The organism is Xylophilus sp. GW821-FHT01B05, assembly GCA_038961845.1.
Lineage (GTDB): Bacteria > Pseudomonadota > Gammaproteobacteria > Burkholderiales > Burkholderiaceae_C > Xylophilus.
In genome coordinates this window covers 2,176,158-2,200,937 of sequence record CP152408.1, presented here as the reverse complement: position 1 = coordinate 2,200,937, position 24,780 = coordinate 2,176,158, and the positions used below count along the sequence as shown (strand labels likewise).

General features: G+C 63.0%; 21 protein-coding genes and 3 pseudogenes. 20 read left to right on the top strand and 4 right to left on the bottom strand.

Translation table 11 applies throughout. The features are described 5' to 3' along the window. Window positions 1-7: 7 nt before the first annotated feature. The 12 genes and pseudogenes from AAFF27_10275 (at window position 8) to AAFF27_10220 (ending at window position 10,546) form a co-directional block, all read left to right on the top strand. The gene (locus tag AAFF27_10275; protein ID XAH25551.1) at window positions 8-1,012 is read left to right on the top strand and encodes an NAD(P)-dependent oxidoreductase; all 1,005 of its coding nucleotides are present in this window, start codon (window positions 8-10) and stop codon (window positions 1,010-1,012) included. 62 nt (window positions 1,013-1,074) lie between these two features. Next, window positions 1,075-2,061: an amidohydrolase family protein gene (locus tag AAFF27_10270; GenBank protein ID XAH25550.1), complete on the top strand. Its 987-nt coding sequence runs from the start codon at window positions 1,075-1,077 to the stop codon at window positions 2,059-2,061. Between the two features lie 235 nt (window positions 2,062-2,296). Continuing rightward, window positions 2,297-3,057, top strand: a pseudogene (locus AAFF27_10265) (IS5 family transposase). A 604-nt stretch (window positions 3,058-3,661) separates the two neighbouring features. Next, entirely contained in the window at window positions 3,662-4,435 is a 774-nt protein-coding gene (locus AAFF27_10260) for a class II aldolase/adducin family protein (GenBank protein ID XAH25549.1), read from the top strand. Window positions 4,436-4,505: 70 nt separating this feature from the next. Then, entirely contained in the window at window positions 4,506-5,504 is a 999-nt protein-coding gene (locus AAFF27_10255; protein XAH25548.1) for a tripartite tricarboxylate transporter substrate binding protein, read from the top strand. Between the two features lie 61 nt (window positions 5,505-5,565). Then, complete coding sequence (locus AAFF27_10250) at window positions 5,566-6,993, top strand: aldehyde dehydrogenase family protein (GenBank protein XAH25547.1); 1,428 nt, start codon at window positions 5,566-5,568, stop codon at window positions 6,991-6,993. Window positions 6,994-7,079: 86 nt separating this feature from the next. Continuing rightward, window positions 7,080-8,687, top strand: a complete 1,608-nt coding sequence (locus tag AAFF27_10245; GenBank protein XAH25546.1) for a GMC family oxidoreductase N-terminal domain-containing protein — start codon at window positions 7,080-7,082, stop codon at window positions 8,685-8,687. Window positions 8,688-8,895: 208 nt separating this feature from the next. After that, a pseudogene (locus tag AAFF27_10240) lies at window positions 8,896-9,309 on the top strand (AMP-binding protein). Then, on the top strand, window positions 9,306-9,443 hold the full coding sequence (locus AAFF27_10235) for a hypothetical protein (protein ID XAH25545.1): 138 nt from the start codon (window positions 9,306-9,308) through the stop codon (window positions 9,441-9,443). The pseudogene AAFF27_10240 and the gene AAFF27_10235 overlap by 4 nt, the downstream one beginning before the upstream one ends. After that, window positions 9,434-10,102: a nitroreductase gene (locus AAFF27_10230; protein XAH25544.1), complete on the top strand. Its 669-nt coding sequence runs from the start codon at window positions 9,434-9,436 to the stop codon at window positions 10,100-10,102. Before AAFF27_10235 ends, AAFF27_10230 begins: the two co-directional genes overlap by 10 nt. Before the next feature lie 40 nt (window positions 10,103-10,142). Then, window positions 10,143-10,325 carry a biotin carboxylase N-terminal domain-containing protein gene (locus AAFF27_10225; protein ID XAH25543.1) on the top strand — a complete coding sequence of 61 codons (183 nt, stop codon included), beginning with the start codon at window positions 10,143-10,145 and terminating at the stop codon, window positions 10,323-10,325. Next, window positions 10,322-10,546, top strand: a pseudogene (locus AAFF27_10220) (hypothetical protein). Before AAFF27_10225 ends, AAFF27_10220 begins: the two are co-directional and overlap by 4 nt. Before the next feature lie 180 nt (window positions 10,547-10,726). Here AAFF27_10220 and AAFF27_10215 read toward each other — a convergent pair. From AAFF27_10215 to AAFF27_10205, 3 genes are all read right to left on the bottom strand, one after another. After that, window positions 10,727-11,383 (bottom strand): flavin reductase family protein, encoded by a 657-nt coding sequence (locus tag AAFF27_10215; protein ID XAH25542.1) that lies wholly within the window; start codon window positions 11,381-11,383, stop codon window positions 10,727-10,729. Window positions 11,384-11,406: 23 nt separating this feature from the next. Next, a complete protein-coding gene (locus AAFF27_10210; protein ID XAH25541.1) occupies window positions 11,407-12,399 on the bottom strand; it encodes a tripartite tricarboxylate transporter substrate binding protein in 993 nt (330 codons plus the stop codon). A gap of 71 nt (window positions 12,400-12,470) precedes the next feature. Beyond that, the gene (locus AAFF27_10205) at window positions 12,471-13,763 is read right to left on the bottom strand and encodes a serine hydrolase domain-containing protein (protein ID XAH25540.1); all 1,293 of its coding nucleotides are present in this window, start codon (window positions 13,761-13,763) and stop codon (window positions 12,471-12,473) included. A 440-nt stretch (window positions 13,764-14,203) separates the two neighbouring features. On the opposite strand from AAFF27_10205, the gene AAFF27_10200 reads away from it, so the two are divergent. The 7 genes from AAFF27_10200 to AAFF27_10170 all read left to right on the top strand — a co-directional run bounded on the left by AAFF27_10200 (window position 14,204) and on the right by AAFF27_10170 (window position 22,080). Continuing rightward, on the top strand, window positions 14,204-15,010 hold the full coding sequence (locus AAFF27_10200) for a helix-turn-helix domain-containing protein (GenBank protein XAH25539.1): 807 nt from the start codon (window positions 14,204-14,206) through the stop codon (window positions 15,008-15,010). Between the two features lie 108 nt (window positions 15,011-15,118). Further along, on the top strand, window positions 15,119-15,253 hold the full coding sequence (locus AAFF27_10195) for a hypothetical protein (GenBank protein ID XAH25538.1): 135 nt from the start codon (window positions 15,119-15,121) through the stop codon (window positions 15,251-15,253). A 105-nt stretch (window positions 15,254-15,358) separates the two neighbouring features. Continuing rightward, window positions 15,359-16,132 (top strand): exodeoxyribonuclease III, encoded by a 774-nt coding sequence (gene xth / locus AAFF27_10190; protein ID XAH25537.1) that lies wholly within the window; start codon window positions 15,359-15,361, stop codon window positions 16,130-16,132. Window positions 16,133-16,243: 111 nt separating this feature from the next. Further along, on the top strand, window positions 16,244-17,725 hold the full coding sequence (locus AAFF27_10185; protein ID XAH25536.1) for an IS66 family transposase: 1,482 nt from the start codon (window positions 16,244-16,246) through the stop codon (window positions 17,723-17,725). 273 nt (window positions 17,726-17,998) lie between these two features. After that, window positions 17,999-18,493: a sigma-70 family RNA polymerase sigma factor gene (locus AAFF27_10180; GenBank protein ID XAH25535.1), complete on the top strand. Its 495-nt coding sequence runs from the start codon at window positions 17,999-18,001 to the stop codon at window positions 18,491-18,493. 54 nt (window positions 18,494-18,547) lie between these two features. Beyond that, the gene (locus tag AAFF27_10175; GenBank protein XAH25534.1) at window positions 18,548-19,597 is read left to right on the top strand and encodes a FecR domain-containing protein; all 1,050 of its coding nucleotides are present in this window, start codon (window positions 18,548-18,550) and stop codon (window positions 19,595-19,597) included. A gap of 101 nt (window positions 19,598-19,698) precedes the next feature. Then, window positions 19,699-22,080: a TonB-dependent siderophore receptor gene (locus AAFF27_10170; GenBank protein ID XAH25533.1), complete on the top strand. Its 2,382-nt coding sequence runs from the start codon at window positions 19,699-19,701 to the stop codon at window positions 22,078-22,080. 115 nt (window positions 22,081-22,195) lie between these two features. On the opposite strand, the gene AAFF27_10165 is transcribed toward AAFF27_10170, so the two are convergent. Then, window positions 22,196-22,999, bottom strand: coding sequence for a MetQ/NlpA family ABC transporter substrate-binding protein (locus AAFF27_10165; protein ID XAH25532.1), 804 nt, complete (start codon window positions 22,997-22,999; stop codon window positions 22,196-22,198). Window positions 23,000-23,259: 260 nt separating this feature from the next. On the opposite strand from AAFF27_10165, the gene AAFF27_10160 reads away from it, so the two are divergent. Further along, entirely contained in the window at window positions 23,260-24,777 is a 1,518-nt protein-coding gene (locus tag AAFF27_10160) for an amidohydrolase family protein (GenBank protein XAH25531.1), read from the top strand. Window positions 24,778-24,780 lie beyond the last annotated feature (3 nt).

Below are 24,780 nucleotides of genomic sequence, written 5' to 3'. Positions count from 1 at the left end.
AGAAACGATGATTCGCATTGTGGGTCCGGTGCGTGCCGAGCCGCTCATGCGGCAGATCGCAGGCTTGCTTGCGCATGCAGGCAGACCAGCCGTGGTCACGGCGACCGAAAGCCGCGACCTGCTCAGCTTGAGCAACATGACGGGCACGACCCTGCTGGTTTGCTTGATGGTGCCGTGCGGTGCCAGGGAAATGGCTGCGATGCCAGGGCTACGAGGAATCGTTTCGCCGCTCGTGGGCTACGACTGGATCGATATCGACGAGGCCACGCGCCGCTCCATCTGGGTGGTGAATGGCGAAGTCCGCGAGAGCCGCGAGAGCATGGCCGAAGCCACGATCATGCTCATGCTCACCCTGCTCTATCGGCTGCGCGAGACCGAAGCCGAGCTTCGCTCGGGCGGCGACCGCGTGCGCAACCGCAGCATGTTGAAGGGTCGCACGGTTGGAATCGTGGGCTACGGTGGCATCACGCGAGAGATCGTCCAGCGTCTCCAATGCTGGCACGCGAACATCCTCGTGCACACGCGCGAAGCGCCGCCAGATGCACCGGGCGTTTCGTTCGTCTCGCGCGACCACCTGCTCGCCGTCAGCGACGTGGTGTTGCTGATGACACGCCTCGACGACGCGAACCGACACCTGCTCGACAAAGGCCGCCTGGAATGCATGAAGCGCGGCGTGCTGCTGGTGAATACGGCGCGGGGCGGCCTGGTGGACGAGACCGCGCTGGTGGAGGCACTGGAGTCCGGCCAGGTCGGTGCCGCCGCACTGGATGTCTTCGAAGTGGAACCGTTGCCGTCCGATCACCCGTTCAGGCGCTTGCCCAACGTCATCCTGACACCGCACTCCGTAGGGCACACAGCCCAGATGCTGGAGCGGATACCGCACGAGGCTGCGGCCAACATCATTCGATTGCTGGACGGGCACATTCCCGACAGCTGCAAGAACAGGCAAGCAATGGTGAAGCCCGTCCCGCTTAGTGCGGGCCCATGCGCTCGCAGTCCACCAAGTGCTTGAAGGCATGCACCGCTGCGGAAATCGTCCGCTCATCGGCATACAACCAGAACAGGAGAAAACGAATGCAAGGCAAGATCGCCATCGAAGAGCACTGGGAATTCCCGGAAGTCGACACCACGGGAACATGGGGTTTCATCGACCCGACGTACTTCGCGGACCTGAAACTCCGGCTGCTCGATGTGGACCGTCGGCTCGACGACATGGATGCCGCAGGAATCGACATCTCCGTGCTGTCGCTGACGCAGCCAGGCATTCAGGAGATCGACAGCAAAGAGGCTGCCATCGACGCAGCACGGCGCATGAACGATTACGCTGCCAACACGTTGGTCCGAAAGAATGCGGCGCGTCTGAAGACATTCGCCTGCGTTCCCCTGCAGGATCCGGAGGCCGCAGCCCTCGAAGCCAAACGCGCTTGCACGGAATTGGGTAGCTTGGGCATCCTGGTCAACGGCTTCACCAATGTCGGCCCCGATACCGCGCGCTATCTGGACAATCCGGTCAACTTGCCCTTCTGGCAGCAGATCAGTGAACTCGGTGTTCCGGTCTACCTCCATCCGCGCATGCCGTTGCCCAGTCAGCGCAAAAGCTACGAGGGCTATCCAGGGCTCGCCGGATCGGCTTGGGGCTTCGGCATTGAGACAGCAACCCACGCGTTGCGCCTGATGCTCAGCGGTCTGTTCGACCGCTTCCCTTCCGTCAACGTCATTCTGGGCCATCTGGGCGAGGGACTGGCCTTATCGCTCCCGCGAGTGGAACATCGGCTACGGCACCAACTGGCGAGCGCGCATGGCCCGCATCTGCGTACGCCCATGGACTACCTGCGCGAGAACTTCTACGTCACCACGTCGGGAACGTTCAGGACACAGGCGCTGCAGCACACCATGAGCGAGATGGGCGTGGATCGCGTCCTGTTTTCAGTGGACTACCCCTACGAATCGATGCACGAGATCTCGGACTGGTTCGACAACTGTTCGATCAGCCCAAACGACAAGCGCAAAGTCGCGTCGGAGAATGCGCGCCGAATCCTGGGGCTCTCGACAACCAATTGACCGACGCGAGGGGCCGGTGAAACCCGGCGGTTGAAGACCGGCTCGCGCTTCTCGAGAACGCCCGGACACCGTCCGCGCGGGCGCCTGGCCCACGGCCTGCAGGCCGGCGCGTCCTCGTCAACACGCCCGCGGTGATCGGCCCGGAGACGCCATTTGGAGCGGCTAACAAAACCATGTCATCGTCAAACACCTGATCGGCGTTTGACGCTGCACGGGTCGAAACAAGAACAAAGAGATCAGCGCAGCGCTGTTCAAGAAGATCGCACCGCTGTTGCCGGTAGTCGTGGCCTCGACCAAGGGCGGTCACCCGCGAGTGAGCGACGAGATGGCCCTCAACGGCATCCTGTTCGTGCTACGCACCGGCATCCCATGGGAGGAGTTGCCTCAGGAGCTGGGCTTCGGCAGCGGCATGACCTGCTGGCGACGTCTGCGTGACTGGCAAGCCGCGGGCGTGTGGCATCGCCTGCATCTGCTGTTGCTCGATGAGTTGCGCGGCGCCGGCAAGCTGGACTTCAGCCGAGCCAGCATGGATGCGGCCAGCGTGGCCAGCCCCCGGGGGGCCGATACACCGGCCCCAACCCGACGGACAGGGGCAAGCTCGGCAGCAAGCGCCACATCATCACGGACCGCCAAGGCATCCCGCTGATCTTTCGCGTCACGGGCGCCAATCGGCATGACTCGGTAGTGTTCGAGCAACTGGTCGATGCCTTGCCGAAGGTGCGCGGCTGTCGCGGTCGGCCCAGGCGCTAGCCGCACAAGTTGCATGCCGACAAGGGCTATGACTTTGCGCGTTGCCGCGCCCACCTGCGCAAGCTGGGCATCACGGCGCGCATTGCCCGGCGTGGTATCGAGCGCAATGACCGGCTCGGGCGTCATCGCTGGGTGGTCGAGCGCACACACGCCTGGTTGGCTGCCTTCGGCAAGCTGCGTACTCGCTTCGAGCGCCGCATCGACATTCATATCGCGCTGCTTTCTCTGGCTTGCTGCGTCTCGTGAGCTGGCCAACCTTGCGCTCAAGCGCAGCGATCTTGGCTTCGTACTCCGCGATGACCGATGCTTCGGCCTCTTCGGTGCTGAGCTCGCCCCGGTCGTACTGCGCCAGCCACAGCTGAATCAGATTGGTCGACAGGGTGTACTTCCTGGCCGCATCACGGCGCCCGATGGCGCCACTGCGGATGTCCTGGCACAGCTGGATCTTGAACTCCGGCGCGTGGCGCCGATACAGACCTCTCGATGACATGACCTTCTCCTAGTTGAAGGCCCGGCCAGCGTATCAGTTCTGATCTGCCCGATGGTCCAGCCCCAGGGGTTCACTCCACTGACGGATCGATATTTCTATTTGTTCGTCATGCGATCCGAGTCGGGTTTGACCTGAGTCCGCCAGTGCGCAGCCTCCGCTGGACAAACTCGGAGATCCCCCTGCCCGTGCTACGCACCGCCTCGCCCGTGCATGCAGGGAAAACGATAACATGATTTGATAAACAAATAGCATTATCGACCCTATCATTTTGTCTATTCTTTTATCGTAGCCGGCAAGTCGATCATGCGTCGTTTGGCATACCGGCGCCGCGCACTCGTTCACTCATAGAAAAACGAACTCATGTCAACCAACTCATCCTTGCAGGCCACTCAAAGTTCACCTGCATACCCGATCGCAGAGAAATTGATCCGAACCGATCTCGCGGCCTGCTACCGGCTCGCTGCGCACTTTCGGATGAGCGACCTCACGTACACGCATATTTCCGCGCGGCTTGAAGGCCGCGAGGAGTTCCTTCTCAACGCGTTCGGACTGACGTTCGAAGAGATCTGCGCCTCCAATCTCGTGAAAGTGGACCCGGCCGGCGCGATTCTGGAAGACCCGGTCGGCGTCGGCATCAACGCGGCTGGCTTCGTGATTCACAGCGCGATTCACGCCGCGCGGCCGGACGTCGTCTGCGTCATGCATTCCCATACTGCGGCCGGGATGGCCGTATCGGCACACCCCGACGGCTTGCTGCCGATCACCCAGCATGCAATGAAGTTCCACAACCGGATCGGCCGCCATTCCTACGAGGGGATTGCCATCGACTTGGCCGAGCGTGAAAGATTGGCTCGCGATCTAGGCGACCACAACGCCATGATTCTTGAGAACCACGGACTGCTCACCTGCGGCAGCTCCGTGGCTGAAGCTTTCGGGAACATGTATTACCTCGAGCGCGCTTGCCAGGCACAAGTGGCTGCGCTCAGTGGTGGCACGAAACCCTTGATGCCATCGCGAGACGCGATCGAAAAGACGTCGAGCCTGTTCTATGAGCACCGCACGCAGGCCGATTCGCGCGACTGGCCGCCTCTGATGCGTTTGCTGGACCGAATCGACCCGTCGTTCCGAGCTTAGTGTTCCGTGGGCTCTGCACGATCTGAATCCAACAGATTGCGCACTGCGCACGCACCCCATGAGACAAAAAATGATCCGATCTAAAGTTCTTTCGGCGGCGCTCGCTGCGTTGCTCTGCGCAACCAGTGGCATCACCAGCGCGCAAGGAGCGAACCAACCCCGGAACGCGGGCCCCGTGGCAGAGTGGCCTCAGAAACCCATCCGCATCATTGTTTCATTCACGGCCGGCGGGCTCGCGGACATCATGGCGCGAACAATAGGCAACTTGATGGCGCAGAGCACCGGGCAACCGGTCGTTGTTGAGAACAAGCCCGGCGCCAACGGGAATCTGGCTGCGGACTACGTCGCCAAATCGCCGGCCGATGGCTACACGATGTGCCTGTGCTCGACCGTCATCGAATCAGTGAGCCCGTTCCTGTACGAGAAGATGAGCTTCGACCCGCAGAAGGACCTGGCTCCTGTCACGGCCGCAGGGCGCATTCGCCTTCATCTGGTCGTACGCGCGAACTTGCCGGTTTCAAACGCTAAGGAGTTCGTCGAGTACGCAAAGGCGCAGCCCAAGCCACTGACCTTCGGATCGGTCGGCATCGGAAGCACGCCCCATCTCTTGGCGGAAATGTTCACCGGATTCGAGGCGCTGCACGTTCCTTATAAAGGCGGTCCGCCCGCGATTCAGGACCTAGCGGCAGGCCATCTGGATTTCTTCATGGACGGCGGCGTGTCCTTTCCGTTCGTGCGGGAGGGAAAACTTCGAATGCTGGCAGTCTCCAGTGCTCAAAGGTCACCGCAGTTTCCCCATGTGCCGACACTTGGCGAACTGGGCTATCGAGATCTAGATTTCGATTCCTGGTTCACCATCTACGCGCCGGGATCCACCCCGCCGAGCCTGATTCAACGACTGAATCACGAACTGACCGCAGCACTGTCCGATGAAGGCTTGCGCAAACGCTTCATGGAGATTGGAGTGGAAGCTCAAGGCTCGTCCCCCGAGCAGATCAAGGCGATCGCCGACCGGGAGCGGCAGGCTTTCGGACGCGTGATCAAGGAAAGCCGCATCAAAGTCGACTGACGTCGACAGCGCAGCCATCCCTGCAGGCTGCGTGAATACACATGCATAGCCAACGACTCCAATGAAATTGAAAATGCGAACTCAGACCATGCCCCGATTGCTCATCAACGGCGAGTTGCTGGAGGGACAGAGATCCAGCGAAGTCGTCAATCCCGCGACTGGCGCAGCGTTCGCCACCGTAAGCATCGCGAGCGAGGCGCAGCTTGATCAAGCCGTGCAATCAGCCTCTGACGCCGCGCCGAGGTGGGCAAGAACCGAATGGGCGCATCGCGCCTCGGTGCTCAGCTCGCTCGCCGTTTGCATCCGCGACAACGGCGAAGAGCTGGCGCAGCTGATCACGTTGGAGCAGGGAAAGCCGCTGGCCGGATCCCGACGTGAACTGCAGTTCGCGGCTGCTGCCTTCGAGTCGGTCGCGCGCTTGCGTCTAGAGCCACAGCCGTATGAGCGCCAAGCGAATCGATCCATCACGGGCTTTCGCTCGCCACTTGGCGTGGTAGGTGCGATCGCGACATGGAACTATCCCCTGATGACGATGGCATCCAAGATTTCCGTAGCCTTGATGGCAGGGAACACCGTCGTTCTGAAACCCTCGCCGAACACTCCCATTGCAACACTGCGATTCGGCGAGCTTGTCCGGCATCTGCTGCCCGCAGGCGTGTTGAACATCATCACGGATGCCAATGACCTAGGTGCGTTGCTAGTGCGCCATCCGAAGATCGATCTGGTGTCGTTCACAGGCTCCACCAAGGTGGGACGGCAAATCGCCCGCGAAGCCGGCAACGACGTCAAGCATCTGGTGCTTGAACTGGGGGGGAATGACGCCGCCATCGTACTGTCGGATTCCCATCCAACCCAGATCGCAGATTCCATTTTCAGGGCAGCCTTTCAGAATGCCGGGCAGACCTGTCTTGCCATCAAAAGGCTGTACGTGCACGAGCGCATTTATGCACAACTGACCAACGAACTGGTGCTCAGGGCCCAGGCCGCCGTAGTGGGCGATGGCATGGACGCTCGCACGCAGATCGGCCCGGTCCAAAACCAGGGGCAATACGCTCGCGCGCAGGCCATCATTGACGCAGCACGGCAAGAAGGCGTTGTTGCCGCCGGAGGTGAAACGCACGGCCCCGGGTACTTTGTGCGCCCAACCATCGTCACCAACATCGCAGACGGGTCGCAGCTTGTCGATGACGAGCAGTTCTGTCCGGTTCTTCCCATCATCCGATTCAGTGACGAAGAAGATGCCCTCGAGCGCGCCAACGCGTCGTCCCTTGGGCTGGGCGGCTCGGTGTGGTCGCCCGATGTCGAGCGGGCAGGTGCGTTGGCCAGGCGCCTGGAAGTTGGAACGGCGTGGGTGAACAACCACATGGACATCAGCCTGAATGCCCCCGTGGGCGGTGTCAAGCAGTCGGGCTACGGCGTCGAGTTCGGCGGTGCCGAGAGCCTTGCCCAGTTCACTCGCGAGACCGTGCTGCATCTACCGTCTGCTTGAACGTGCCTTCATCCCTTGCCCCCTCGGCCTCGGTCAGGCTTATCGCTGGCCCAGCCATTGACTGACAGTTTGGAAAGAAAGTGACCATGTTCGACTACATCGTGGTGGGCGCCGGATCTGCTGGGTGCGTCGTGGCAAACCGGCTGACGGCGGACGGCAAGCACTCCGTCGCGCTGCTGGAAGCAGGCCCGTCTGATCGAAGCGGAATGTACCGCCATCTCACGCGCATCCCCATGGGCATGATCGCACTTATGCGCCAGACCGCGACGCATTGGGCCCATGAACTGCTCGTCGGCGATGCTTCGAAGCCCGAACGCCGGGTTCCGAGTCCGCGTGGCCGCATTGCTGGCGGTACAAGCGCCATCAATGGCATGCTGTATCTGCGCGGACATCCTGAGGATTACGACGCCTGGGCCGAAGCGGGCAATTCAGGATGGAGTTTTAAAGACGTGCTCCCCTTCTTTAAGTGCCACGAGAATTTCGAGGACGGAGCATCTACCTACCATGGCAGCGACGGCGAACTTCGTGTCGAAGGCATCAAGGACCTGCACCCGCTTTCTGCGTCGTTCATTCAGTCGGCAGTGAATGCCGGGTACCCGTTCAACGGTGACATGAACGGAGCGTCGATTCATGGCTTTGGCCGTCACCATCTGACCATGACCCGAGGTGAGCGCCTGACCAGCGCACGTGCCTTCCTTCATCCTGCGATGGAGCGCAAGAACCTGCACTTGATGTGCAACACGGTCGTTCAAAAGCTTCTGATCGAAGACGACCATGTCGTGGGCGTTTCCGTCTTGCGGGACGGCATGATGGTCGATTTGCGCGCGAGCAAGGAAGTCATTCTGTGCGGCGGAACCATGAATTCGCCCCAACTTCTTATGCTTTCTGGAATCGGTGATGCACAGGAGCTGAACGCCGCCGGAATCACAGTTCGACATGTGCTTGCGGGCGTGGGCCAGAACTACCAAGACCATGCCTGCGCCCTGGTGTCCGCCAGCGAGAGGGGGCACAAGAGCATCGGACTCACATTCGCGGGTGCCCCGAGCCTGGCCAATGCGCCCTTAAAGTATTTGTTTCGACGTAAGGGCGTATTGGCCGAAAGTGTGATCCAGTGTGGAGGTTTTCTCAATCATGACGGGCAGTCGAAAAGTCCGACCATCAAGCTTGAGTTCATGCCGATGCTGAGGACCATCGGTTCCGTGATCCCGAGGCAGCATGGGTTCAATGTGTTCGTTGCCCTGCTGCGTCCGGCGAGTCGCGGCCGGCTACGCTTGCGATCGTCATTGGCGGCCGACCTGCCGATCATCGAGCCGCACTTCTTTGAAGATCCGGCGGACATGGATGTGCTGATCGAAGGACTTCGCATCACTCGGCGGATTCTTGGTCAGGCACCGCTGGCTCACCAAATTCTTGATGAGATCCGACCAGGTCGACAAGTCCAGAGCGACGTAGAGCTGCGCGACTACGTGCAGAACAACTTCGGCACGACCTATCACCCGGTGGGCACTTGCAAGATGGGCCCCTCCACCGACCGTGGGGCAGTAGTCGACCATCGCCTGCGCGTGCACGGACTTAGAGGGCTGAGGGTCGCCGATGCTTCGATAATGCCTACGATCGTGTGCGCCAACACTAACGCGCCATCAATGATGATTGGTGAGAAGGCTGCGTCTTTGGTGCTGGATGACGTTGACTGAAAAGGTTCAGAGGCCCGCTGTTGTCCACGTTGGCGTGACTTCCCAGACCTTTGAAAAGCACCTCGATCAACGTGTCACTGCGATCCGGCGTCACGGTGAGAACTTCTCCTCTTACGAGGTCGAAGCCGAAGTGACTGCACAGGCGAGCAGTCCGGCAGCGGTCTGAGGAAAGTGGTGGCGATCCCGCTGACCTACGAAGCGTTGGCGTTCGGTCGCCGGTTCTCGGTGGATGTACACGCTGTACAAGATGACGGAAACATCCATGCCGCTGGTCTCCGCGATGAATCCTACTTCAACCGGCTCCTGCGGCAGGCTGCGGGCGGGTGTCGAGGCGCGGCTCGTGGACGCGCACGATTTCGATGTGGCAGCGGGCGACCGCGGAGAGCTCGTGCTGAGGACAGAACAGCCGTCGGAGCTGACGCAGGGCTACTACAAGGATACGGCTGTCACTGCGCGCGCCTGGCGCAGTGGATGGTTTCACACGGGCGACAGCTTTCGGTTTTTGCGAGACGGAGACTATTACTTCGTCGACCGGCTGAAGGATGCCATTCGCCGCCGTGGTGAGAACATCCCGTGCGCATCGTGCCCGAGCTTCCCAATACGCCGATCCAGAAGGTCATGAAGCACGTGCTTCGGGATGAGGGGCTGACCGCAGATACGTGGGACCGCGAGCAGCATGGCGTCTTCATCCGCCGCAAGAAATTCGAGCGCGCCATCTTCCGGCACGCCAACAACAGAGGAAACACATGCAAGTAGCAGAAGCTCTTAATGCGCGGGTGTCCACCCGCGCCTTCCTGGACAAGCCCGTGCCGGTCGCGCTCGTCAAGGACATCCTGGTGGCGGCGGGCCGCTCGCCGTCGGGTGGCAATCTCCAGCCCTGGCACATATGGGCACTGACTGGAGAAACACTCAACCGCTTTCGGTCGCTCATCCGGGAGCGCGCGGTGGATCTGCCCATGGGCGAAGGCACCGAGTACAAGATCTATCCGCCGGACCTGTCGGAGCCCTACAAGACCCGAAGGTACAAGAACGGGGAGGATCTCTACCGCGTGCTGGGAATTCCGCGCGAAGACAAGGAGGCACGCAAGGCCCAGTTCAAGCGCAACTTCGAATTCTTCGGGGCGCCGGTGGGGCTGATCCTAACGATCGACCGCCAGATGCAGCCCGGGCAGTGGGCCGACCTCGGCATGTACCTGCAGTCGGTGATGCTGCTCGCGCAGGAACGCGGCCTGAACACCTGCGCCCAGGAGGGCTGGGCACTGTGGCACAAGTCGATCGGCGAGTTTCTCGGTCTGCCGCCGCACCTGATGGTGTTCTGCGGCATGGCCCTGGGCTACGGCGACGCGTCGCACCCCGTCAACTCCCTGCGCACGGACCGGGCCCCCGACGACGAATTCCTGACGATCCTGGAATGAGTGCGCCTGCCCTGGCGCGCGCAGGGGTGCTGTGTCTGCCATGACGATGCAAAGGATTCTGATCGCGAACAGAGGCGAGATCGCCATCCGGATTGCCCGGGCGGCGACCGATCTCGGATTGCAGTCCGTCGCCGTGTATTCCGAAGACGACGTGCAGGCGCTGCACCGCCTGCGGGCCGACTGCTCCGTAGCACTCGCCGGCAGCGCCGCGCCGCCTATCTGAACACCGTGCGCGGCACATCAGGCCACGTCAGCGATGTCGTTGAAGCCAACAGCCTCCTGCACGGGGAGGAGGTCGATGCCTTTGGGGACGCCGGCTACCAGGGAGTAAGCAAGAGGCCCGATGCCAAGGCGGGCGTGCAGTGGCACATCGCCATGCGCCCATGGTTTGCGCTATCCAACCTGTGGACGGTGCGCGGCAAACTGCTGGGAGCGCAGGCATGAGTGCGCCTGCGAAGGGGCGAAAGAGCTCAAAAGGGCTGCATTGCGGCAGAAATGACCACTACTGCACCCCGCTGGCGGCTTCGCGCTGCCGCCACGCGACCTTATAGAAGAGGATTCCAACTGCTCAGAGCACTACCTCGTTCGGCTCTGCTTTATGCAGAACTTCCCCAGCGGATGTTGCTATCCCTTGCCATGCGACGACGGGCCGCTGGCGCCCGCGAGCCGCGCGATCTGGAAAACATTCTCTGGCGAAACCTGAACATAGTCATTCAGCCCCCCGGAACGCATGATCGGATACGCCTCTGCCGTCTGATAGACGCCGTCTTTCAGAAGTGCCATGTCTATGTACACGCCCACCACTTCGCCCAGCACCAGCCAGCCACCTACCTTTTCGCCCGCGGTGTTTCGGAATTGCACGATGTCGATCACCTTGCATTCCATGGCTGCGCGGCTTTCGCCCACCCTCGGGACGTTGACCATGCGGCCCGCCACCGCTGTGAGGCCGGCGAAGGGGAATTCGTCCTCTCCATGCGGAAGCGGTGCCGAGGTCTGATTCATCTGATCGCCGAGTTCTCGCGTGACCAGGTTCCAGGTGAACTCGCCCGTTTCCGATGCGTTCTGAACGCTATCTTTCCAGGCGATCGAAGAAAATCCGATGATCGGTGGATCGTAGTTGAACGCATTGAAGAAACTGTAGGGTGCGAGATTGACCCGCCCCTGGGCGTCGCGTGACGAGATCCAGCCGATAGGCCGCGGCGCTACCAGCGCATTGAGCGGGTTGTGGCTCAGCCCGTGACCCTTGGCGGGCTCGTAGTAGTGAAAGTCTCGAACGGTCATCTGGGAGCCTTTCTGTAGCGGCGCTATTGCGCCACCAAATGAAGCGTCTTGGCGATATTGATGAACTTTTCGTTCTCTGCACGCAAGAAGGTCGCGGCCTGCGGGGGGGTCATGGAGTCCAGCTTGCGCAAACCCTGCGCGGTTGCGAGCGCCAGGAATTCCGGACTGTCATTCCATTCTCGAAAGGCCGTGCTCAGGCGCGCAGCGACGGAATCGGGTGTGCGTGCGGGCGTGAACAGGCCGGTCCAGATGCCGAACTCGAAGTTCTTGAACCGATCGTCCTCGCTCAGCGTCGCCAAGTTCGGCAGGAGCGGATGCCGCTTGGGGCTCGCGATGGCGATGGCCTTGATGCGCCCGGTCTGAATCATTCCCAGAACTGGTCCCGCAAGCGGGACAAAGGCGAGGTCCACCTCTCCGCCGCCGACGGCCGTGGCAATTGGAGCGATGCCTTTGTAGGGCACCTCCAGCAACTTGGCGCCGACACGCCCCTGGAATTCAGCGGCCGCGAGATGAGCGAGCGTGCCTTGACCCCAATGGGCGATGGAAAGCTCCTTCGCGTCAGGCTTTTGCAACTGTTCGACGAGTGCGTTGAGGGTGTTGAAAGGCCGGTCGGGATGGCTGACGAGGACCATGTCCGCAATCCCGAACGAACCAATGAGCTTGAAGCTGTCGAACGTGTACTTGGCCGAAGCGACCGTGAGCGGCGCCACAACGAAGTCCGGACCGGCGGTTGCGAGCAAGGTGTATCCGTCGGGCGACGCGTTCAGCACGTTCATCGCCGCGATGGAGCCGTTCGCGCCAGGCATGTTGTCAACCAGAAGAGACTGTCCAAGGGCGCGCTGCAGCACGGGTACGGATGGCCGCACTGAGGCGTCGACGCCAAACCCGGCAGGATAGGCAACCTTGATCAGGATGGGCTTGTTCGGATAGGGCTGCGCGTTGGCGGTGGCCGCGGCACCACAAAGCGCGACCGCAACAAGGGCGGTCTCAAAGAGTCTGCGGATCGGTGTTTTCATGTTTGTCTCCGTGCGCCAGTCGAAAAGGCCGGCAAAGTGTTGTGATCAGCCATGTCATGGATGCTGCACAGTCAATCTGAGGCGGTGACCCTCCCTTCAAGGCTGCAGTTCAGCGAGGCGTAGACGCTCTTTTCAAAATCGTAGAACAGGTCAAGGGTTCTCGGGTCCGCGAACGGCAGAGCCTGCGTCATGGCCAGGCCTGCGATGCTCAGACTGGGGTCGATCCAGAAGTACGTGTTGACCAGTCCCGCCCACCCCAGGCTGCCGGGGCTGCGGCCGGTGGGCGCCGCGCCCTCGTTGACCATGAAGCCCAGGCTCCAGGTGGTGGGCACGCCAGGGAAAAATTCCACGTCGCGCGAGAAAAAGGGGATCTGCGTTGGCAGCTTCCTCACGCGAAGCGCACCCATGGCATTGCGCGACATCAGGGCCACCGTCTCCGGCTGCAGGATTTGGTTGCCATTGCCCTGCCCCCCATTGAGGATCATGCGCATGAACTTCAGGTAATCGTTGGCTGTGGAGTACAGGCCCGCGCCGCCCGATTCGAACTCGGGATCTTGCACTTTGCCGAGATCGATCACCGACAGTTTTCCGTCATCGCCGCGCAAGTGCATGCCTGCAAGTCGAGTGCGCATGGCCGCGCTGATCTTGAACGCCGTGCTGTCCATGCCCAGCGGACCTGTGATGCTGCGTTGGAAGTATTCACCCAAGCTCAGGCCGCTGGCGGCCTCGACAAGCTGGCCCACCCAATCGATGCCTAAGCCATATTCCCAGCGCGTGCCGGGGTCAAAGCACAGAGGCACGCGCAGCGCCGCTTTCTGTCCCGTCAGCACGCCGGGGATGTTCTGTGTTCGGCAGAAGCGCCCAAGGTTCGCATTCCATATCTCATAGGCGAACCCGGACGTGTGGGTGAGCAGATGCCGCAGAGTGAGCTGCCCCTTGGCATCACGCAGCAGGGGCACACCATTCGCGTCCCAGCCCTGCAGGACCTTGAGAGCGCCCAGCTCGGGGACAACTGCGGCAGCTGGATCGTCCAAGCTCAACCTGCCCTGCTCGACCAGTTGCATGGCTGCGGCGCTCGTGATCGGCTTGGTCATGGAGGCGATGAGCATCACCGTGTCCAGGTCCATTGCGGCGGTGGCGCCGAGCGTGTGCACTCCCTGCGCTCCGACGTAGAGGGTCTGATCGCGAGTAATCACCGCAGCAGCTACGCCGGCTGTGTCGCCGGATGCCACGGCACGGGCCAGCACGGAATCGGCGCCCGCCTTCAGTACGGTGGTTTTTTCTGGTGGCACGCTGAAAGCCGCAGCCGGCAAGGTTGCCAGTGTTGCGGTTGGCCCGAGGAGTGTTCTGCGAACTTGTGCCAAGTTTTGTCTCCGTGCACAGGCCAAGAAGGGCAAGGTGCTGTGGCTGAACAGTCATTCGTTGGGGCTTGGTCAGCTGCGTCAGCTCCGAGCCTGTGTGCATGTATCGCCTACGCCACAAAACGATCGTTTAACAAACGAAGGCTATGTCATCCCTCACTTTGCGTCAACCAGGATTTCCTCCATGGAATCGGTGAAGCGCTGAGCGCATACGCGGAGCACTGCATCGGCACGGACATGACCGTGCGGCCACGAAGGTTTCAAGTACACGAGGCTCCAAACGCGGCGCCTCCGACACAGTCATTGGCACAGACGCAACCCGTATCTGTCAGAAACCCATTCGTGGCACTTCCAAGCAAGTGGTGGCACTGCGCTGCAATCCGCAACGGCTTTGCTCCGAGAGACTGGGGGCCTCAATAGCCCACCTTCCACGGAGACACAAAATGCCCGTCATTGTTTGCGAATGCAAGGCCGGAATCCCAGTTGGCGTCAAGGCCAAGATGGCCGCCGAGTTCACCAGCGCGATCAGGGAAATCATCCTCTCGCCGCTCGACCTGATCAGCGTCGTCTTCCATGAAGCCGCGCCCGAGAACACCTACCGTTCGGGAGAGGCCACTTCCGAAACGCTGATCTTCTGCCACATACGTGATGGGCGCAGCGACGGCGCCGTACTCTCGCTGGCCAAAAGGGTGAGCTCGATCTGGAGCGCGTGCACCGGGGCGTCAGAGGACGAAGTCGAGGTTCTCGTCGCGCTTTATCCCGCCAAGTACGTCGTGCGTGGCGGTGAACGCCTGATGGAATGGCACATCAGCACGGAAAAGGACGACATCGCCTTACCCGAAGCAAATCCGGTGACTGCGATTGCATGCAGCCAGATTTTCGAACAGATGCTGCCGTCCAGCGAGGAACCCACATTGCTGGAGCGCCGCATCGTCGAGGTGCTAATGTTGCGCCCGGGTCGCTTTCGGACGGTAGAGGAAGTGGCCTCAGTTTTGGGATTGACGGTGCGAACGCTTTACCGCCAGATGCAAGCCCAGGAGCTTTCATACCAGCGTCTGGTCGACGAACTGCGGATCAAGCTGGCTACCGACTTCCTGCGGCATACCGACTTCTCGATCGAGCAGATCGCAGAGCAAACCGGCTTTTCGGACGCGTCCAATTTCAGACGCGCGTTCAAGCGTTGGACAAGTTCGACGCCGTCAGAACTCCGAGAATCGACCAGACGCCAAGCACGCGACGGCTTGAGTTGATCTCGGCGAATCTACTTCGCAGAGCGCGGTCGTGCTGACCGCGACGCGCGCGCCGAGTGGGAGATGGCGCATGCCGCTTAAAGACGCGATAGGCTTTGTTGCACTGATGTGCCGCGCTCCACGATTTACAGGCTTGTCCGGGATGGCAATTTGAAACTCGTCACTGTCGGGAAACGCGCCAGCCGCATTACCGAAGTGAGCTTGCAGCAGTACTTAGAAGCTCGCGGCGCGGTTACCCTTTGAGGGTCAATCAAGCGCGCTTGATTCGGGTAGCCAGATGGGTAGCTAGAACAAAAACTAGCCACCCCATACTTTCCAACCAATTGAATAGAACGATATTTTCCATTTATGAAAATCGCAACCTGGAACGTCAACTCCCTCGCTGTCCGCCTGCCGCAGGTGCTGGACTGGCTGGCCGCCAATCCGGTCGATGTGCTGTGCCTGCAGGAGCTCAAGCTGACCGACGACAAGTTTCCGTTCGATGCCTTGCAAGCGGCCGGCTACCAGAGCGCGGCGTTTGGGCAGAAGACCTATAACGGCGTGGCCATCCTGAGCCTGGCGCCGCTCACCGACGTGGTGCGCAACATCGCCAGCTTCGAGGACCCGCAGTCGCGCGTGATCGCAGCGACGGTGCAAACGCCCGAGGGGCCGCTGCGCGTCATCAACGGCTATTTCGTCAACGGCCAGGCGCCGGGCAGCGACAAGTTTGCCTACAAGATGCAGTGGCTCGACGCGCTGCACGCGCAGGTCAAGGCCGAGCTGGCGGCGCATCCACGGCTGGTGTTGCTGGGCGACTTCAACGTGGCCCCTGAGGACCGCGACAGCTTCGACCCGGAAGGCCTGCGCGAGACCATTCACCACACCAGCGAGGAACGCGCGCATTTCCGCGCGCTGCTGGAGTTGGGGCTGACCGATACCTTCCGCATGTTCGAGCAGCCGGAGAAGAGCTTCTCGTGGTGGGACTACCGCATGCTGGGCTTCCAGAAGAACCGTGGCCTGCGCATTGACCACATCCTGGTGAGCGAGGCGCTCAAGCCCCTGGTGACGGCCTGCCGCGTGGACCGTGCGCCGCGCAAGAACCCGCAGCCGAGCGACCACGCGCCAGTGGTGCTGGAAGCCTGAAACTATCAATTTAATAGCTATCATCCCAGTCTGCACCTGGGCTAGAGGCATATTTCATCAATATTTTGTAACTACTCAGGTCCCCGGATTCGCTAATAGACAATAGCGGCAATGCCCAGCCACCCGAGCCAGCCCGACCTCCCAGCGTTGCCCGATCTCAGCACGCTGAGCCACGCGCAGAAGGACGAACTGATCAGGATGCTGTGGCCGCTGCTGGGGCAGGTGCAATCGCTCACCGCCCAGCTCGCAGTGATGCAAGCGCGCATCACCGAGCTCGAAGCCCGGCTGGCCCTCAACAGCCGCAACTCCAGCAAGCCGCCCTCCAGCGATGGCCTGGCCAAACCCGCCCCGAAGTCCCTGCGCCCCAGCGGCCAGCGCCCTCTAGGCGGCCAGAAGGGCCACGGCGGCCACACGCTGCGCCAGAGCGCCGAAGTCGACCAGGTCATCACCCACCAGAGTGCCCCCCGCTGCAACGCCTGCCAGGAGTTGCTGGCCCAGCACGAGGTCATCGCCCAGCGCCAGGTCTTCGAACTCCCGGCGCTGCGCGCCCAGGTCATCGAACACCAACTGATCCGCTCCACCTGCCGCTGCGGGGCCGTGCACCAAGGCAGCTTCCCCGAGGGCATCAGCGCTCCCACGCAATACGGCCCCCGGGCCAAGGCCCTGGCCGTGCATTTGAACCAGCACCACCTGGTGCCCCTGCAGCGCACCTGCGAGCTCCTGCGCGACGCCTTTGGCCTGCCCCTGTCCCAAGCCAGCGTGCTGGCCTTCTGCCACCAGGCGGCCCAGACCCTGGCGCCCACGGTAGCGGCCATCGGGCAGGCCGTACAAGGCGCCCCCGTTGTGCACGCCGATGAGACCGGTATCCGGGTCAAGGGCACCCTGGCCTGGTTGCACTGCGCCGTCACGGCCTCGCTGACGTGGCTGGGGCTGCATGCCAAGCGTGGCAGCGCAGCCTTCGAAGCCCTGGGCATCCTGCCCGGCGTGCGGGGCACGCTGGTGCACGACGGGCTGGCCAGCTACAAGGGGCTGGACTGCACGCACAGCCTGTGCAATGCGCACCACCTGCGGGAGCTGACCTTCGTGCACGAGCAGATGGGCGAGAGGATCTGGGATGGCTGGGCGCGCGAGATGATGGAGCTGCTGCTGCAGGCGCAGCGCGAGGTGGCGCAAGCAGACTCACCACTTCCGCTGGAGCGCCAGGCCTGGTTCGAAGCGCAGTGGGAACAGTTGCTGCAGCGCGGGGAGCGGCTGCACCCGGAGGTCTTGCCCTCGGGGGCGCCCCGCAACAGACAGGGCCGCCACCAGCAGAGCAAGGCGTTCAATCTGCTCAAGCGCCTGCGCGTGCACCGCCGCGAGGTCTGGCGCTTCATGACCGATGCGGACGTGCCTTTTACCAACAACCTGGCCGAGCAGGCCCTGCGCATGTCCAAGGTCCGACAGAAGGTCTCGGGCTGCTTTCGCACGCGGGAGGGGGCCGATACCTTCTTTACCCTGCGCTCCTATCTGGCCACTATGCGCAAGCAGCGCGCCTGCCTCTTTGACTGCCTCATCAGTGTCTTCTCGGGGAACACCAGGCAGCCTGTGCTGTAGGGGCGATGCTGTTCGGTTGCCTGCGCTCGCCCTGCACCGTTCGGCGGGCCTGCCGCTGTACGTAGGCCCCAGGCTTCGACCACCTCTGCCCTCAGGGGGCTGAGTAGTTACAAAAATTTCAGTCCATGCCGCCAGCATTGCTGCGGCCCAGCATGAGAGGCACGGCTTTTATAATTTTGGCCTCCCCCGTCCCTGCGTCCCGCTTCCGGATCAGCCGCCGCCACATCTCAGCATCTGCCTGACGGGATTTGTCCATCCCTTGCTGGGTTTCGCGTGGCTGCGCACTATTACCAGGAACTGCTGAAGTACTTCTCGCGCAAGCTGCGGGACCAGCATGCTGCGGCCGACGTGGTGCAAGAGGCCTATGCACGCGTGCTGGCGCACCAGCAGGCCGGCCAGCCGGTGGAGCATGCGCGCGGGCTGCTCTACCGCACGGCGCGCAACATCCTCATCGACCAGGAGCGCCACGACGCCGTGCGCGCACCCGAGACCGATGCCGTGCTGGCCGACATGCCCGCCCCGGCGCAAAGCCAGCCGGAAGAAATCTACGCCGCCACGCAACGCGCGCGCCAACTGGTGGCTGCCATCGAGGCCCTGCCGCCGCGCTGCCGCGAGGCCTTCATGCTGCACCGCTTCGAGGGCCTGTCACATGCCGAGGTGGCCGCGCGCATGGGCATATCGCGCAACATGGTGGAGCGCCACATCATGCTGGCCGTGCTCGCCTGCAAGCAGCACCGGGACCAGCCCGAGGCCCCAGCCGGGCGCTGACCTCAGGTTTTTCACGCCCCATTCGTCTACCTAAAAGAAGCCCCCGCTTTCGCCATGCCCCACCGCCGCCCTCCTCGCCACCATGCCCTGCCGGCAGCACATGAGGCAGAAGACCCGCTCGCAGGCCTACCGGCCGCAGAGGCGGCGGCGCTGCAATGGCTGGTGCGCCGCGCCGATGGTCTGGATGCGGCCAGTGAAGCGGTATTCAACGCCTGGCGGCAGGCTGACCCGGCGCACCAAGCGGCTTATGACGCGCTGGCCACTACCTGGCAGGCCATGGACGAGATCCCTGCCGTCGAGATTGACCGGCTCCAAACCCATCTGGCGCCCGCCACGCGGCGCGCACGCCGGGGCTGGCGCCTGCCGCGCGCGCTGGTGGCTGGCGTGGCCGTGGTGCTGCTGGGCGGCTGGTTCGCCTGGCACCAGTGGCAGCAGCCGGTGTTCAGCCAGCACTACGCCACCACGCGCGGCCAGCAGATCCAAGCCGCGCTGCCCGACGGTAGCCGCCTGCAGTTGGACAGCACATCAGAAGCCGACGTGCGCCTTTACCGCCAGCGGCGCGAGGTGCGCCTGCCCGAAGGCCAGGCCTTGTTCACCGTGCAGGCCGACGCCGGCCGGCCGTTCGACGTGCTGGCCGGGCCGATGCGCATCACCGTGGTGGGCACGCGCTTCTCGGTGCGCTACACGCCATCGCTAGGCGACGGGCAGGTCCGGGTGGCGGTGGAGCAAGGGCGCGTGCGCGTGGCCCGGGCCGTGGATGGCACCGCCGCAGACACGCTGGAGCTGACTGCCGGCCAGACCGTGGCCGCCGACCGACTGGGCCACCTGGGCCCGGTCGGCCAAGTCAGGGCCGAGGGCATCGCACCCTGGAGTGACAAGCGCATCAGCTTCGACAACACGCCACTGGCCACCGTCCTGGCCGAGCTGGAGCGCTACGGCAGCACCGGCGTGCAAGTGCGCGACCCAGCCGTCGGCGCCCTCGCGGTCACCGGCAGCGTGGACCTGCAGCGCATCCACAACTTCATCCGCAGCCTGCCGCAGGTGCTGCCGGTGCAACTGCGCCTGCAAAACGGCGTGACCGAGATCGTGCCGCTGCAGCGCTAAAAAATCTTTTCGGGGTGACATCAGGTTAGGGCGCAGTGGCCCGTCTTCTTTATGGATAGCACCTGATTCGTGTTCGCATTCCATTCATCAAGAGAGCCCGCATGCACCCGTTTCGCAGCGCCACCAGCGCCCCCATCCTCGCCCCCGCCCGTAACCGACTCCGTTCCCGTTTGGCCCTGGCCGCCGCACTGGCCATCAGCGCCAGCGCCGTGCAGGCCCAACCCGCCAGCAACACGCCGACCGACATCACCATCAGCGCCCAGCCGCTGGCGCAGGCCCTGAATGAGCTGGCGCGCCAGGCCCGCGTCACCCTGGTGGTGGCGCCAGCGCTGGTCGCGGGCAAAAGCGCGCCCGCCCTCTCCGGGCGGCTCACCCTGGAGCAGGCGCTGGAGCGGCTGCTGGCCGGCAGCGGCCTGCAGGCCAGCGTAGACGGCTCGACCGTGGTGGTGCGGCCCGCACCCGCCAGCTCCCACACCAGTCTGGCCGAGGTCACCGTGGCCGCCAATGCCGAGCGGGAAACGCCCTGGGGCACGCTGCACGGCTACATCGCCAAGCGCGGCGCCACTGCCACCAAGACCGACACGCCACTGATCGAAACGCCGCAATCCATCTCGGTCATCACGCGCGACCAGATGGATGCGCAAGGCATCCAGACCGTGGAGCAATCGCTGCGCTACACCGCCGGCGTGCTGACCGAGATCACCGGCTACGACCTGCGCTATGCCAGCCTGAACATCCGTGGCTTTGATGCCTCTCTCTACCGCGACGGCCTGCGGGTGTTCAAGACCGGCACCTACGGCGACTGGCTGGCCGACCCGCAGGCGCTGGAGCGGGTCGAGGTGCTGAAGGGCCCGTCTGCCGTGCTCTACGGGCAAGGTGGCCCGGGAGGGCTGGTCAACCAGGTATCCAAGCGGCCCACAGCCACGCCGATCAACGAGGTGACGGTTTCGGCCGGTAACCATGACCGCTACCAAGCCGCGTTTGACATCGGGCGCCCGCTCAACGATGACGGCAGCCTGCTGTTTCGCCTGAACGGCCTGGTGCGCGACAGCAAGACCCAGACCGATTACTCGCAGGACAACCGGCTGTTCATCGCTCCCGCGCTGACCTGGAAGCCCTCGGCCCGCACCACGCTGACGGTGCTGGCCGACGTGACCCGCGACCGCATGACGCCCAAGAGCTGGTGGCCCAACCAGTCGCTGCTCAACAACTACGCGCAGGGCAAGATCCCTGTGCACACCTTTGCCGGCGAGCCGAGCTTTGACCACTACAACCGCGACATGACATCGATCGGCTACCTGCTCGAGCACCAGTTCGACGACAGCCTGACACTGCGGCAAAACCTGCGCTACGCCCACTACACGCTGGACTACCAGCATGTCTACGCCACGGCCGTCCGCAATGACAACCGCAGCGTCAACCGGGCTTCGCTGATCTCGCGCTCGACCAGCAGCACGACCACCGTCGACACCCATGTGCAAAAGGATTTCAGCAGCGGCGCGTTGCGGCACAAGCTGCTGGTGGGTTTTGACTACCAGGACTTCTCAGGCCGCGAAGACCTTGGCTTTGGCAACGCCCCCACGCTGGACATCTTCAACCCGGTCTACGGCACGCCCTTTACTGCACCGGTGACCGCGCGCAATACCGCAGACGTGCGCCAGTACGGCCTGTATGCGCAAGACCAGTTGCGGCTGGGCCGCTGGATCGTAAACGGTGGCCTGCGCCATGACCGCGCCGACACCGAGCGCTCCGCCGGCACGGCGCAGGTATCGGCGCGCGACGGCAAGACCACCGGCAGCACCGGCCTGCTCTACCTGTTCGACAGCGGCCTGGCGCCCTATGCGAGCTACGCCACCTCCTTTGTGCCGGTGGTTGGCACCAACTACAGCATCACGCCCCAACCCGAGACCGGCAAGCAGTTTGAGGTCGGCATCAAGTACCAGCCGCCGGGCAGCGACAGCTTCATCACCGCCTCGCTGTTTGACCTGCGCAAGCAGAACGTGACCACGCTCGACCCCAACAGTGCCGTGCTGCGCGTGCAGACCGGCGAGGTGCGCTCACGCGGGTTGGAGCTGGAGGCCAAGACCCGCCTGGCGCGCAGTGTGGACCTGATCGCCAGCTACACCTGGCTGGACGCCTGGGTGTCGCGCAGCAACGACCCCAGAGAGCTGGGCAAGAGGCCGTTCCAGACCGCGCGCAACACCGCCAAGCTGTGGATCGACTACGCCTTCCAGAACAACGCCCTGCGCGGCTGGGGTGTGGGCGGTGGCGTGCGCTACACCGGGCCGACCGTGGCCGATACCTACAACCAGTACTTCAACGCGGGCTACACCTTGTTCGACGCCGCCGTGCACTATGGCGCGGGGCCGGTGCGCTTCTCGCTGAACGTGGCCAACCTGGGCAACAAGATCAGCACCGCCAACCGTGCGCAGTTCTATGGGCAGGCGCGCACGCTGACGGCCACGCTGGGCTATCGCTGGTGATTCCAGGATGCTATTAAACATATAGCTACTAGCCTAGGCTGTACCTGGGCTAGAGGCATTTTTTCTTTAAATTCATCATGACGCACCGGCTGGCCGGTGCGTTGTGCTCGCGCACTCAGAACGCCGGGATCACCGCGCCCTTGTACTTGTCCTGGATGAACTTGCGGGCCTCTGCCGTGTGGAGCGCGGCCACCAGCTTGGCGATGGCCGGCGAGTTCACGTTGTCCTTGCGCGAAGCGATGAAGTTGGCATAGGGCGAATTGCGGCCGTCTTCGATGAAGAGCGCGTCCTTGGCCGGATCAAGCTTGGCCTCTAGCGCGTAGTTGGTGTTGATCAGCGCCAGGTCCACGTCCGGCAGCGCGCGCGGCAGTTGGGCCGATTCAAGCTCACGGATCACCAGCTTCTTTGGGTTGTCCACGATGTCGCGTGCGGTGGACTTGATGTTGGACGAATCCTTGAGCTTGATCAGCCCCTGCTTGGCCAGCAGCGACAGCGCGCGGCCCGAGTTGGAGGGATCGCTCGGGATCACGATGATGGCGCCGTCGCGCAGCTCCGAGGTCTTCTTGATCTTCTGCGAGTAGGCGCCGAAGGGCTCGATGTGCACGTCGCTGTTTGGCACCTCGACGATGTCGGTCTTGCGGTCCTTGTTGAAGGAGTCCAGGTACGGCCGGTTCTGGAAGAAGTTGGCGTCCAACTGCTTGTCGCTCACGGCGATGTTTGGCTGCACGTAGTCGTTGAACACCTTGACCTGCAGATCAACGCCCTGCGCCTTCAACTGCGGCCGGATGAATTCAAGAATCTCGGCGTGCGGCACCGGCGAAGCGGCTACGCGCAACACCTCTTGCGCCTGCGCGGTGGCGCCCAGGCCGGCGATAGCAAGCGTCACTACGGACAACGCGCGTTGGAATGAAAGCAACATGATTCTGGAGTCCCTCAAAGATGGATGTGGTCAGCCCGCTCTCTTCAAACTGAGAAAGCGTGGTGCCGCAGATTAGCCGCGCGGCCTCGCCGCCCTAGCGACGAATTGGCGCTTTCATATTCGTTTTTTGCATGCGGCTGCATGCAATGCATGCCCCTCCGCTCATGCGCGCATTGGCTAAGCAACTCCAGAAGCCTTCTTTGGCAAGCGCGCCGCCCACGCGTAGCCTGCTGCTTCCTTCCCCACCGAGGAATCCGCAGATGAACGATCGTTTGAACCCTGCGCGCGCATCGCGCTCCGCCACCGTGAAGGCCGGCCTCGACCATCCCGTGATCGACACGGATGTCCACGTCAACGACTACGCCCCTGTGCTGGAGGACTATGTGCAGCACTACGGCGGCAGCAAGCTCGTCGATGCGCTGCGCAAGTCGCTGGGCGGCCGCTACGCCACGCGCAATGGCGGCGGCAAAGACTGGTACCAGCAGACGGCCGAAGAGCGGCAATTCCATCGCACGCTGCGCGCGCCCTGGTGGGCGCGTGTGACGCGCAACACCTACGACCTGGCCACCTACACCCTGCCCGCGCTGCTCTACGAGCGCCTGGGCGAGCAAGGCTCGGACTATTCGATCCTGTTCCCCAACGACGTGCTCTCACCGGCCGCGGCCGGCAGCGAATACCGCCAGCCGCTGCACCGCGCCATCAACCACTTCCATGCCGACCAGTACCGCCCCTACGCCGACCGCCTGACACCGGTGGCGGGCATTCCGCTGCACACGCCGCAAGAGGGCATTGAAGAGCTGGAATTCGCGGTCAAGACGCTGGGCCTGAAGGTGATCAATATCGCCGGCGGCGTGCGCCGGCCCATACGCGCCATCGCCGAGAAGTACCCCGCCGCCGAGCACCCCGAGATTGCCAAGCAGGTCGGCTACATCGACTTCTACGGCATCGACAGCGAACACGACTACGACCCGTTCTGGGCCAAGGTAATTGAGCTGGGCGTACCCGTCACCACGCACTACGGCAGCCAGGGCTGGACCGGCCGGCAGTCGATCAGCAACTACATGAACAACCACGTCGGCCACTTCGCCGACGGCTCGCAGGCCTTTGCCAAGGCGCTGTTCTTTGGCGGCGTGACGCGGCGCTTTCCGGGCCTGCGCGTGGGCCTGCTAGAAGGCGGCGCCGACTGGGGTTCGCACGTCTACACGCACCTGGTGGACCGCTGGGAAAAGCGCAACAAGAACGCCGTGCGCAACTACGACCCGGCCGAGGCCGACATCGACTTGCTCGCCTCGCTGTTCGAGCGCTACGGCGCCGACTTGCTGAAAGGCCGCACGCTCGACAAGTCGACGCTGCTGCGCGACAGCCTCGGCATCTCAGCATTGCCACACAGCCGCGAGCCGAACGAGTCAGAGATCGACGACTTCGCCCTCGCCGGCATCGAGAAGGTGGAAGACATCCGCGACCGTTGGGTCAACAACTTCTACTTCGGCTCCGAGGCCGATGACCGCACGGTGGCAGCAGCCTTCAACACCAAGGTGAACCCGCTGGGCGCAAAGATCAACGCGATCTGGTCGTCCGACGTGGGGCATTGGGACGTGCCCGAGTTCACCGAGCCGCTGGCCGAAACCTGGGACCTGGTGCAGCAAGGCGTGATCTCCGCCGTGGACTTCAAGGCCTTCGTGTTCGACAACCCGCACCGCTTCTATACCGAAGCCAATCCGCGCTTCTTCGAAGGCACCGAGGTCGGCCGCAAACTCGCCGCGAAAGACGTGAAGTGAACC